This is a genomic window from uncultured Maribacter sp., assembly GCF_963977385.1.
Taxonomy (GTDB): Bacteria; Bacteroidota; Bacteroidia; order Flavobacteriales; family Flavobacteriaceae; genus Maribacter.
The window spans coordinates 67,368-79,722 of sequence record NZ_CAXBOU010000015.1; the positions used below are offsets into that span (position 1 = coordinate 67,368).

At 33.3% G+C, this 12,355-nt stretch carries 8 protein-coding genes; 7 read left to right on the forward strand and 1 reads right to left on the reverse strand.

Annotated elements, in window-relative coordinates; genetic code table 11:
* The first annotated feature begins 23 nt into the window (after positions 1-23).
* Positions 24-1,976 carry a histidine kinase dimerization/phosphoacceptor domain -containing protein gene (locus AAC084_RS15290; RefSeq protein WP_339841077.1) on the forward strand — a complete coding sequence of 651 codons (1,953 nt, stop codon included), beginning with the start codon at positions 24-26 and terminating at the stop codon, positions 1,974-1,976.
* 1 nt (position 1,977) lies between these two features.
* On the opposite strand, the gene AAC084_RS15295 is transcribed toward AAC084_RS15290, so the two are convergent.
* The gene (locus AAC084_RS15295) at positions 1,978-2,763 is read right to left on the reverse strand and encodes an SDR family oxidoreductase (RefSeq protein WP_339841078.1); all 786 of its coding nucleotides are present in this window, start codon (positions 2,761-2,763) and stop codon (positions 1,978-1,980) included.
* Positions 2,764-2,817: 54 nt separating this feature from the next.
* Between AAC084_RS15295 and AAC084_RS15300 the strand changes: the two genes are divergently transcribed.
* The 6 genes from AAC084_RS15300 to AAC084_RS15325 all read left to right on the forward strand — a co-directional run bounded on the left by AAC084_RS15300 (position 2,818) and on the right by AAC084_RS15325 (position 12,300).
* On the forward strand, positions 2,818-3,870 hold the full coding sequence (locus AAC084_RS15300; RefSeq protein WP_339841079.1) for an o-succinylbenzoate synthase: 1,053 nt from the start codon (positions 2,818-2,820) through the stop codon (positions 3,868-3,870).
* Positions 3,861-4,826, forward strand: a complete 966-nt coding sequence (locus tag AAC084_RS15305; protein ID WP_339841080.1) for a CPBP family intramembrane glutamic endopeptidase — start codon at positions 3,861-3,863, stop codon at positions 4,824-4,826. The genes AAC084_RS15300 and AAC084_RS15305 overlap by 10 nt, the downstream gene beginning before the upstream one ends.
* A complete protein-coding gene (locus AAC084_RS15310) occupies positions 4,813-5,889 on the forward strand; it encodes an AMP-binding protein (protein ID WP_339841081.1) in 1,077 nt (358 codons plus the stop codon). The genes AAC084_RS15305 and AAC084_RS15310 overlap by 14 nt, the downstream gene beginning before the upstream one ends.
* Positions 5,890-5,982: 93 nt before the next feature.
* Positions 5,983-8,073 (forward strand): von Willebrand factor type A domain-containing protein, encoded by a 2,091-nt coding sequence (locus tag AAC084_RS15315; RefSeq protein ID WP_339841082.1) that lies wholly within the window; start codon positions 5,983-5,985, stop codon positions 8,071-8,073.
* A 97-nt stretch (positions 8,074-8,170) separates the two neighbouring features.
* Positions 8,171-9,517: a M24 family metallopeptidase gene (locus tag AAC084_RS15320; RefSeq protein ID WP_339841083.1), complete on the forward strand. Its 1,347-nt coding sequence runs from the start codon at positions 8,171-8,173 to the stop codon at positions 9,515-9,517.
* A gap of 131 nt (positions 9,518-9,648) precedes the next feature.
* Positions 9,649-12,300, forward strand: a complete 2,652-nt coding sequence (locus AAC084_RS15325; protein WP_339841084.1) for a carboxypeptidase-like regulatory domain-containing protein — start codon at positions 9,649-9,651, stop codon at positions 12,298-12,300.
* The last annotated feature ends 55 nt before the right edge of the window (positions 12,301-12,355 follow it).

Genomic DNA, 12,355 nt, shown 5'->3' on the forward strand with positions numbered 1-12,355 from the left:
GTAATATGAAAAAATTAGTTGTTTTGAGATTTATTTTTGTTTTCCTCATTAGTGCATACTCGTGTATTATTGTTGCGCAAGACAGTCTGTCGTCTCAAAATGAAGATTATTATAAGCAGTTTCAAGATTTAGAGAACGGTGAACTTCGTTCTTTCTTCTTTTTTAATACTCCCAACCGATACAATCAAAATTCTCCTTATGATTGGTTAGATACGGTCAATGTGTATTTAAATAGTTCCGAGAAGACAAAAGATTCAACTTCAATCAGAAACTATCAACTTATTCAAGCCCAGATTTATTACGATTTAGGTAATTACGAAAAGAGTTTGGCAATCTCTAGGTCTATATATGATTATATGGACACTTTAGATAAAGATGTAAAACATACTATTTTAGAATTGATGGATGGTAATTATGCCATGCTACAATTGTATGATAAACAGATAGAGATTAGAAGAATTAAGCGCGAATTAGGTTTTAACGAAAATGTAGCATTCTACGATATCTATGCAAGTCTCGGTCAATATAGAAAGGCTATGCGTGACTATATGACCGAGGAGAAAAAAGCATTAAAAGATGATGATTATTATGGTCTTGCAATATATAATAATACTATAGGTAATTATTTAAGACTCGATAAATCTACCCCAACAGCACTAAGTTATTTCAAAAAAGCAGAGGGCTTAATTAAAGTTTTTCTAAGTGATGTTACCAATCAAAGAACTAATAAGGAAATTGCGGACGGTAGGGTTTTAAATGGATTAATCATTGGCAATATTGGTAAATGTCATGTTCAATTAAATGAATATGAAAAAGCCATTCCTTTTTTAGAAGAGAGTAGAGATATTATTAAAAAGTACAATAAAAGTAAGTTTTCATCAGATTTGATAGAGAATACTTTAGCCCTAGCTGATTGTTATTTGAAATTGGATAATTATAAAAAAGCAACCGATTATTTAAGTGATGACTTAAATCCGATAAATCCAGATAACATTCTTAAGCGTAATAGAATTTATGCAGATTATTATTATAAAACAGGTGATTTTAAAAACTCTACGACCTATTTAAAGAAAAATATTAAAATAAGAGATTCTATAGATGCGCAGGCATCCAACATTAAAAATCAGCAATTGACTTCTGTGGTTACTCAAGATCTGGAAAATTCCAGAAAAATGATGGAGAAACAGAAGGCTCAATTAGAAGAGTCTAGAAAAGATATAAAAGCAAGAGATGATAAAATTAGTTTGGTATTTATATCCTTGATATTTACACTTATGGGATTTGCAGGTTTGGTATATGCTTATCTAAAGAGTATAAAGAATCAGAGGCTTATTGCAGAGCAAAAATTTATCATAGAGAATGCTTTGGTAGAAAAGGACTCTTTGTTGAAAGAGATACATCATAGGGTGAAGAATAATCTACAGATGGTTTCTAGCTTATTAAGTCTTCAGACTAAGAACACACGCAGTAAAGCGGCCATTGAGGCCTTAGAGGAAGGTAAGAGTAGGGTGAAGGCTATGGCTTTAATTCACCAAAAATTGTATCAAAATGATGATTTATCTGTTATTGAAATGCAAAGTTATATTGAGAGCCTGATTAATAGTATTCAATCTGTTTATAAAAAAGGCGGACACAATATCAATATTACAATTGATGCAGAGGGTGTTGAATTAGATATCGACCGAGCTATACCTTTCGGACTAATATTAAATGAATTGGTTTCTAATTCATTTAAATATGCGTTTCCTCATGATAATGATGATGGTAAAATATATATTCATCTACGCAAAATAGCTGGTCAAGAAGGATTTTTTGAATACACAGATAATGGCATTGGTTTACCTGAAGATTCAGAAGAAAGAGCAAACTCTTCTATGGGTATTCGCCTTATGAATAGATTGGCAAATCAATTACAGACTTCTTTGAAAACAGATAGAACTACCGAGGGTGTACGTTTTTGGTTTAATTTTAAATAGACTATCTAACTTTACTTCTTAAGACAATTCTGTGTAGTAATTTTGGAAAGAATCTTTTTAGATAAATACCATATTTCTCTTTTCCACCAATGTAGGTTTCGAATTTTTTCTTTTTAATAGCTGTTATAATTTCTTTTGCACAAAGATCAACTGGCATACCATTTTCTGTGGCACTGTCTTCTTCTTGTAATGCAGTTCCATCTCCTGTTAATGCATTTTTTGCAACGTTGGTTTGAATAAAACCTGGGCATATTATTGAAACGTCGATATTGTCCTTTTCATGCTCCATACGTAAGGCGTCAAAGAAGCCATGTAATGCATGTTTGGCTCCACAATAACCAGAACGATATGGTGATGAGAATTTACCCATTAAACTAGTGATAGTGACAAAATGGCCGCTTTTTTGCGCTATAAAAAAAGGTAAAAGACACTTGCTTAGTTTTATAGTGCCCAGATAATTAACATCTATCATTTGTTGATAAACTTCAAACTTAGTATCGATTATCAACGAACGTTGGCTTAAACCGCCATTATTAATTAAAATATCAATTTTTCCATATATTGATATCGCTTTTGCGGTAATGTTTTCCAATGATTCAAAATCAGTTAAATCTAAAGGTATAATTACTGCATTTTCTGGAAATTTACATTTGCTTTTTACTTTCAATAATGCATCTTCCCGTCTTGCTGAAAGTATAATTTTTGTTCCAAGTTCATTTAATTGATATGCCAATGCTTCTCCAATTCCAGAGGATGCTCCCGTTATCCAAATCACCTTATTTTTCATACTTGTTATTCAATCGTTATTGAACTCAAAATATAGTTAAATTTGAAGGATTATATGAAAGCTACATTTAAAAAGTATCTACTAAATTTTAAAAACCCCAGTGGAACGTCGAGAGGAATTCTTAGAACCAAAGAAACTTGGTTTTTGCTTTTAGAGGAAGAAGGAAATTGGGGAGTTGGTGAATGTGGACTTTTTAGAGGGCTTAGTTTTGATGATGTTCCGGAATACGAAGAAAAGTGTTCTTGGGTAGCTAAGAATATTGATTTAGGTAAAAGTGAATTACTAAAGCAGTTACAAAATTTTCCAAGTATTCAATTTGGAGTGGAACAGGCTTTTTTATCAATTCGTTCACAAAATCCATTTCACCTCTTCGATTCTTCTTTTGTAAATCATCAAAAGCCAATATCCATAAACGGATTGGTTTGGATGGGTGATAAGGAGTTTATGCACCAACAAATAGAGGATAAACTGAATGGTGGTTTCTCCTGTATTAAAATGAAAATTGGTGCTATTGATTTCGATACTGAAATAGAATTACTTACATCTATTCGAAAACGCTACTCAAAAAGCGATATAGAATTACGGGTAGATGCCAATGGCGCTTTTTCGCCAAACGAAGCTTTGTCAAAATTAGAAAGACTTTCAAAGTTAGATTTGCATTCAATAGAACAGCCTATTAAAGCAAGTCAATGGGATGAAATGTATCGTCTTTGTCAAAATACACCATTACCAATTGCTTTAGACGAAGAATTAATTGGGATAGTAGATGTAACTAAAAAGAAAGAAATACTACTAACGATACAACCTCAATATATTATTTTGAAGCCAAGTTTAATAGGGGGGGTTGCAGGCAGTAAAGAGTGGATTAATGTGGCAGAGCAGAATGGAATTGGTTGGTGGATTACCAGCGCATTAGAAAGTAATATCGGGTTAAATGCTATTGCACAATGGACAGCTACTTTAGATAATAATATGCCACAAGGTTTGGGTACCGGGTCGTTGTTTACAAATAATATTGAAAGTCCATTAGAAGTGGCAAAAGGAGGTTTATTTTATAACAAGTCAAAACATTGGAAAAACAATTTAATTAAGAGTTTATGTATATAGAACAAGCATACAAGGGATTAAGCGATAGTTGGCGCTATATTTTAGGAATAGTCGTTATTGTTTTTGTTTGGCAAGGATTAGCTGCTATACCTTTAGTTGCTGCATTGGCATTAAAGGATGGTGGGTTATCCGCTATGATGAGTGGCGATATCGGAGCAATGTCAGAAGTATTAGGTTCAAATACTTTTTTATTCTTAATGTTATTGACGTTTGTGATTGCATTGATAGCAATTTTTTTGGTGGTTAAATTTTTACATAAACAATCGTTAACCGCATTAACCACAGCCAGGACAAGAATTGATTGGAAACGGGTTTCTTTTTCATTTATCCTTTGGGCTCTGATTTCTCTATCATTTATTTTTCTTGATATTTATTTGGCTCCTGAGAATTATGAATATAATTTTAAGTTAGTTCCATTTTTAGTACTTGCAGTAATTGCCATTACTATGATTCCGCTGCAGACGAGTATGGAAGAGTATTTTATGAGAGGTTATATGATTCAAGGTCTGGGTATTATGGCCAAAAACAGATGGTTTCCATTAATCTTCACATCCTTATTATTTGGACTATTACACATTATGAACCCTGAAGTTGAAAAATTGGGGTATGGTATTTTAATCTTCTATATTGGTACAGGTCTATTTTTAGGTATTATAACGTTGATGGATGAGGGTTTAGAATTAGCCTTAGGCTTTCATGCGGCTAATAATTTAACTGCAGCCCTATTAGTGACTGCTGATTGGACCGCTTTTAGTGTAGATTCTTTATATAGAGATATATCTGAACCAGTACTAGGTTGGGATATGTTGGTTCCTGTATTTGTAGTGTTTCCAATACTATTATATTTATTTTCAAAAAAATACAAATGGACAAACTGGAAAGAAAAACTAACGGGTAAAGTACTGAATGAAGAAGAGTTCTTAGCTACCCAAAATGAAAACGATGTACAAGGTTAGTATACATCCGAGTTTTTCCATTAATGGAAAAGGGTTGTTAGTCGATGACCTTTTAGAATTGGGTTATAGCTATATAAAAGAAGGAGCTGAATTTGAAAAAGAAATCGGTCAGTTTGTTTTAGATTGGATAGATAGTTCCTCAACACTTAAAGTACAAACTTCTGGGTCTACTGGTGTCCCGAAATCCATCGAATTGAGAAAAGAATACATGACCAACAGTGCTCTTGCTACCGGTAGTTATTTCGAGCTTTCCCCAGAAGATTCAGCTTTGTTGTGTTTACCCGCTACATATATTGCAGGTAAGATGATGCTGGTAAGGGCCATGGTTTTAGGGTTAAACCTTTATATTGTTCCACCAACGTCTAACCCATTGAGTTCAATTTCTAGATCTTTTGATTTTGGAGCTATGGTGCCAATGCAGGTAATGAATTCATTACCATTTGCGAATCAAATAAAGATATTACTTATAGGTGGTGCTCCTATTTCACCTTATTTAAGGTCTCAAATAAAAACGCTAGAGAATAGATGTTATGAGACGTATGGTATGACGGAAACGGTCACTCATATTGCTGTTAAACCATTAAACCAATTCAACGATTTAGATAAAGAACCACTCTTTAAAACACTACCAGAAGTTAAAGTATCAACAGATGAACGAGATTGTTTAGTTATTCAGGCTCCAAAGGTTTCTAAAGATAGAGTAGTCACGAATGATGTAGTTTCGTTACTACCATCTTCAGAGTTTAAATGGTTAGGACGATACGATAATGTCATAAACTCTGGGGGTGTTAAATTAAACCCAGAACAGATAGAGTCTAAACTCTCAAATATAATCGGGCAAAGTTTTTTTATAAGTTCTTTGCCTGAAACAAAACTTGGAGAGCAATTAGTATTGGTATTGGAAGGTACTTCTGAAGAGAAAGGTTTATTAAAGAAAATAACTTCAAGTAAAGTTTTGACTAAGTATGAAGTGCCGCGATTAATTAAAACAATACCAGAATTCTTACGAACAAATAGTGGTAAAATAAAAAGAAAAGAAACCATGGCCTTGTTGAACTCATAACTTCCCTAACCCTAAGGTAAGTTTCCCTCATTCCTCATTTTTTTAAAATTACTTCTTCTTTAGGTTTATAGCTTAAACCTTAAACCAGTAATCATGAAAAATGTAGCATATCTATTCGTTCTCTTTAGTAGTTTCTTATTGTCCGCTCAACAAACGGAAGTAATCGGTTCTGTAACTAATACGTATGGTCAACCATTACCAGGAGCTAATATTTTAGTAAAAGGTACTTCCAATGGTACACAGGCAGATTTTGATGGAAACTATTCTATAAGCACCAATAAAGGGGCCAAATTGGTATTTACATATATTGGCTATAAGACCAAGATAATTGAAGTTCAAGACCTTGTCATTATCAATGTTTCATTAGAAGAAGATTATGAGGCATTAGATGAGGTAATAACCATAGGATATGCTGTTAGTCCAAATCAAAGTTATGCGGTTAATTCAGTATCTAGACCTTATAAAAGAAAAATTCAAAAAGAAATTTTTCAACATAGTATTAGTCAACAAATTCAAGGAAAGGTAAGTGGTGTTGCTATTGGTGCAAAAGATAAAAAAGCTAACGGTACCAGAGATAAAAGTCCACTCTTTATTGTTGATGGACTTCCCATTCATAAGAATTATAATAGTATTATTCAAGAATTTAATACTGAAGATTTTGCCGATAAAAAAATTCTAACGGGTTCTAATGCTGAAAAATTATATGGAATCGAAGCACAGCACGGTTGCATTATAATCAATACTGTTACAGGTAATTATGTACTTGAAGAAGATGAGAATTATGCACGGATAACTGAAAATCAGTTTCAAAACGTTGATATAAATCCGTTGTCTACTTTTTCTATAGATGTAGATAAAGCAGCATATAGTAATATTAGGAGATTTATAAATAACGGAAAAGAGGTTCCTGTAGATGCAGTTAAAATTGAAGAAATGATCAATTACTTTGATTATGACTATCCACAACCAACAAATAATCATCCCTTTTCTGTAAATACCGAAGTAGCACAAACCCCTTGGAATGTTAATACCAAATTAGTGCGAATTGGTTTGCAGGGAAAAGAATATTTGAACGAAGAGTTGCCGGCATCTAACTTAACTTTTTTGATAGATGTTTCTGGGTCAATGTCTGATAGTAATAAATTACCATTATTGAAATCAGCATTTAAACTTTTGGTGAATCAATTAAGAGAAAAAGATAAAGTGTCAATTGTTGTGTATGCCGGTGCGGCAGGTGTTGTTTTGGAGCCTACTTCAGGGAGCAATAAGGAGAAAATTATGAATGCTTTGAATAAGTTAAATGCCGGTGGTTCTACAGCGGGTGGTGAGGGAATAAAATTGGCTTATAAACTGGCAGAAAAGAATTTTAAGAAGAATGGGAATAACAGAGTAATACTTGCAACGGATGGTGATTTTAACGTTGGTTTATCCAATGATAAAGACATGGAAGATTTGATTACCCAAAAACGAGAGTCTGGCGTATTTCTTTCTGTACTGGGTTTTGGTATGGGTAATTATAAAGATTCAAAATTAGAAACCTTGGCAGATAAAGGCAATGGAAATCATGGTTACATAGATACTATGCAAGAGGCTCAAAAATTATTTGGTAAGGAGTTTGGAGGTACTTTGTTTACCATCGCAAAAGACGTAAAACTACAAGTAGAGTTTAATCCTAACAAAGTAAAATCATATCGATTAATTGGGTATGAGAATAGATTGTTGGCAGATGAAGATTTTATTGATGATACTAAAGATGCTGGTGAATTAGGTAGTGGGCATAAAGTAACTGCATTGTATGAGATAGTAGAGGTAGGTGTAACATCTGACTATGTGAAAGAAACACCCGAATTAAAGTATACGGACAATGTTAAAGGGGATAAGTTTTCTGATGAATTGTTCACGGTAAAATTTAGATACAAAAAACCTGATGGTAATAAGAGTATAGAATTGATTCATGTGCAAAATACGGTGATTCAAGAAATGTCAAAAGACTTTCAATTTGCTGCTGCTGTTTCTTTATTTGGTCAGCAATTAAGAAAATCTGCATTTATAAATAAAACTTCGTTTAATGATGTAGTTGTTCTAGCGGAGAAGGGGAGAGGTGAAGATAAAAATGGATATAGAGCAGAATTTATTAGGTTGGTTAAAAGTATTAATGAGAAATTGGTAACAGGAAACTATTGATTTTATTCAGATGATAAAATTCTATTGATTTTAAAGGAATAGGTTATTTCAAATGTGTGTTATTTTGTATTTTCAAGGCTTATATAAAACAACACTCATGAAAAAACTATTCCTTTTTGTATGTCTAATCTTTATAGGGGAAATTCAAGCCCAACAAATCCTCAACGAAAAGGAAAGAGCACAGGTAATCGATGAGGTTTTAGATGATAGATTTAATAATCTGCTACCTGAACTTATGGATGCTGCAGATTTAGATATGTGGGTGGTTATTTCAAGAGAGTATAATGAAGATCCCGTAATTAAAACAATGCTTCCTGCTACGTGGTTAAATGCACGAAGAAGAACTATTCTTTTGTTTTATAGAGACAAGGCTAAAAATAGTATTGAAAAGCTAGCAGTAGCACGATATAATGTGGGAAAGAATATTATTTCTGCATGGGACAAGGAGAAAGAACCAAACCAATGGAAAAGATTAATGCAGTTGATATCTGAAAGAAATCCGAAGAAAATAGGACTTAATTTTTCTAAGGACCACAACATAGCTGACGGATTGGATAAAACGGATTATGATGAGTTCATGGCAAATCTGCCTAAAAAATTTACATCTAAAGTTACATCGGCAGAGCAGCTTGCAGTTCGTTGGATTGAGACTAGATCAGAACGTGAAATGGTTATTTATGACCAATTAGTAGATATTACACATGATATTATTGCAGAAGCTTTTTCTGAAAAAGTAATTACTCCGGGGGTAACTACAACATCAGATGTAGAGTGGTGGATGCGTCAAAAAGTAACTGACTTAGGTTTAGAAACATGGTTTCACCCAACTATTGATATACAACGAAGTAAAGAAGAATTGGTAAGTCACTTGTATTCGTTCTCTGGTAGACCTGAAGACACTGTAATACTACCAGGTGATTTAGTGCATTGCGATTTTGGAATTACTTATCTAAGATTAAATACCGATTGCCAAGAACTGGCTTATGTACTTAAACCGGAAGAAACTTCCGCTCCAGAATTTTTGGTAAACGGATTAAAAGATGGTAATAGGGTACAAGACTTTTTGACTACCAATATGATAAAAGGTAGAACAGGGAACGAAATTTTAGCTAAGTCCTTAAGCGAAGCTAAAGCTTCTGGATTACAACCTTCTATCTATACGCACCCGTTGGGTATGTATGGGCATTCTGCAGGAACCACAATTGGTATGTGGGATTCTCAAGGAGGAGTAATGAAGGATGATGGAGAGAACTATCCATTAAATCCAAATACGGTTTATGCTATAGAATTGAATACTACTATCAACATTCCTGAATGGAACAGAGACATTAGAATTATGCTTGAAGAGGCAGGTTTTTATGGTGAAGATGGTTTTAGATATGTCAATGGCCGTCAAACTGAACTTTTACTAATTCCTAGGGTAAAAGGACATCAAGGTAATTAATCTTTGATTTGTAGGGTTATTAATTACTTATGTAATAAAATTCTTATTTTTTATTTTGGAAGGTGTTTTTTAATTAACTGTTATTCATATCTTTAAGAGGTGTTGGTATATACGGTTAATTAGATTTGCTTATGACTTTAGATTTAAAAGGCTACAAAAATTACTTTTTTTACTTTTTTGTATGTGCACTAAATTTTGGTGCATTTGCTCAAGATCAAATAAAAGGTGTTGTTTATGACTCGGATACTAAAGAGTCACTTCCATTTGTAAATATAGGTATAGTCAATAAAGGAGTAGGTACGGTAAGTAATATAGATGGTAAGTTTTACCTAGAAATTAATAAATCTAAATATTCTGGTGATGATATTTTACAGTTCTCTTCAGTAGGATATCGCACTATCCAAAGAAAAATAACTGACATCAATTTTGATGATACTCTTTTTGAAAAGGTTTTAATGGAACCTGAAGCTATGCAGTTAAATGAAGCTGTGGTCAGCGCTAAATATCTACGACAAAAAAGCGATGAAATTATAGGTTTTTCTTACCCAAGTAAAAATAAATTGGGGTACTGGAAAGGTGATGGTTCACTGGGTGCTGAATTGGTTACCAAAATAGATGTAGGTAGAAAAAAGCACTACCTAAAAGAATTTCATTTTTACGTAAACGAGAACTACGCAGATAGTGTTTTGATGCGTATCAATATTTATAAAGGAGGGACAATTTATCCTGAAGAAAAGTTACTGAAAAAGAACGTTACCAAAATGATAGGTAAGGACCCCGGAAAAGTATCGGTCGATTTAAAATCGTATGACTTAATTGTAGATAACGATTTTAGTATTGGATTGGAACTTTTGGAAGTCTATGGTAAAAGGGTAGGTCTGGTTTTGGCAGCGGATTATAGGCCAAGTACTTCATATAGAAGGTATGTTAGTCAAGGTCAATGGAAGACGTTTAGAGGTGATGCTATGACTTTTTATTTAGATACTTCGGTACTTGATGATGATGTTGATATGTCACAAATTGCAAATTACTCCCGAAACAAGGTTCTTGAAAAATCTTTTAAGGCGCAGATGGTGAATACAAGCCCTATAAAAACACATCGATCTATCACAGGTTTTGTGTTCAACAATGGTAAGCCAGTTGAAAATGCTACTGTTCAAATAGCCGAGTCATTGAAACAAACCCAAACCGATGTATATGGTAGGTATACCATTATGGCACAAATAGGTGACATCATCAGTTTTGATTATTTGGGTTTCGAAAAAGTGGAACGTACCGTTTTGGAGACAATACATAATATCAACGTCACCATGAATGTGATGGTTGAAGAACTAGCAGGTGTTACCGTTACTGAAAGAGCGCGATTAAAGAAAACCGAGGCTGAAATGTTTTCTGAATACTTAACGAATGATGAATTTGCTAAAACAGGTTTTGGTACTATTGATAAGAAAACAACAGGCAATGCTATAACTATTGTAAACGGTAAAGATTTAAACTTGGCTGGTTCAAATATTTTAGACGCTTTAGATGGAAAGGTGCCTGGTCTGCGCGTATTATGGGGAAATTATCGTGAAAAGTATGTTTTTATTCGTGGATACGGTTCTATTAATAATAAACGCAAAGCGATTTTTGAAGTTGATGGTATAATTTACGAAGAGGTGCCTTATTTTTTAGATGTTGCGGCAATTGATCGGGTAGCGGTAATACCGGGTTTGGCAGCTGCTACTAGATATGGGCAAGTTGCCGCAGGGGGAGTTATAGCAATTAGAACTAAAGCGGCCGTTTACTCTAGTAAAGGGGGTATGAAAAATAGTGACCAAGCTAAAATTCGAAATAATATTTATGAACACGATGCTATAAGTAAAGAGCAGGTAAATAAAAATTCCCCTAACTACCTTCAAGCTCTTTTTGCTAGTAATAGTTTCGACGCGGCTAAAAAAGTATATCAAGAAAATGAGAAGCTTTATAGTAGTTCTGCTTCGTTTTTTATTGACGCTTATCTTTATTTTACATCTAATTGGAAAGGTGAAAGTTTCAATAACGAAATAATTTCTAAACATCAATTATTATTTGAAACTAACGTAAATGAAATGAAGGCATTGGCATATGCTTTTCAGCGAGAAAATAAATTTGAAAAAGCTAATGAACTCTATAAAAATGTTTTTGTACAAAGGCCTAATTATGCCCAATCATATAGAGATATGGCAAATAGTTATGTTGAGATAAATGAGGTGCAGAAAGCAGCTAATTTATATAGCAGGTACACCAAATTATTAAATGAATCCTTTCTTGTGGCTGATACTGTTGGTTTACATCCTGTAATAACCACAGAGTTTAATCATTTTTTGCAACATAAAACAGATTATGCAATTAGCTCAGAAGATTTAAAAGAAGTGACTGCTATGCGCGAGGGAGCAGATACACGTCTTCTTTTTGAGTGGAGCGATGATGAAGCAGAATTTGATCTTCAGTTTGTTAATCCTGAACAACGTTATTTTGTTTCCAGTACGTCAAGAAACTACCAGAATGAATATTTTGGTAAAAGTGAGCATTCTTCTAGTAAAGAGTTTTTTCTTGAAAGTGAAATTAAAGGACAATGGACAGTTAATATAAACTATCATGGTAACGAAAGTGGCTTACCTACATATTTAAAAGTGACATCTTTTTCTGGTTATGGTACGGATAATGAAGAAAGTGTTATTAGACTTTATAGGTTGTCTTTGAAAAATGTGAATCAAAATTTATTTTATTTACCGACTTTAGGGGTGGATAAGTTGAATTAATACATTCTTGATGTTTTTATTTCATAAAACTTTAATATGGTTTAATTTTTGATAC

Excerpts from the sequence above, each read along its gene's own strand:
- AAC084_RS15320 (WP_339841083.1), top strand. The coding sequence starts at position 8,171 with ATGAAAAAACTATTCCTTTTTGTATGTCTAATCTTTATAGGGGAAATT.
- AAC084_RS15310 (WP_339841081.1), top strand. The coding sequence starts at position 4,813 with ATGTACAAGGTTAGTATACATCCGAGTTTTTCCATTAATGGAAAAGGG.
- AAC084_RS15295 (WP_339841078.1), bottom strand. The coding sequence starts at position 2,763 with ATGAAAAATAAGGTGATTTGGATAACGGGAGCATCCTCTGGAATTGGA.
- AAC084_RS15305 (WP_339841080.1), top strand. The coding sequence starts at position 3,861 with ATGTATATAGAACAAGCATACAAGGGATTAAGCGATAGTTGGCGCTAT.
- AAC084_RS15315 (WP_339841082.1), top strand. The coding sequence starts at position 5,983 with ATGAAAAATGTAGCATATCTATTCGTTCTCTTTAGTAGTTTCTTATTG.
- AAC084_RS15325 (WP_339841084.1), top strand. The coding sequence starts at position 9,649 with ATGACTTTAGATTTAAAAGGCTACAAAAATTACTTTTTTTACTTTTTT.
- AAC084_RS15300 (WP_339841079.1), top strand. The coding sequence starts at position 2,818 with ATGAAAGCTACATTTAAAAAGTATCTACTAAATTTTAAAAACCCCAGT.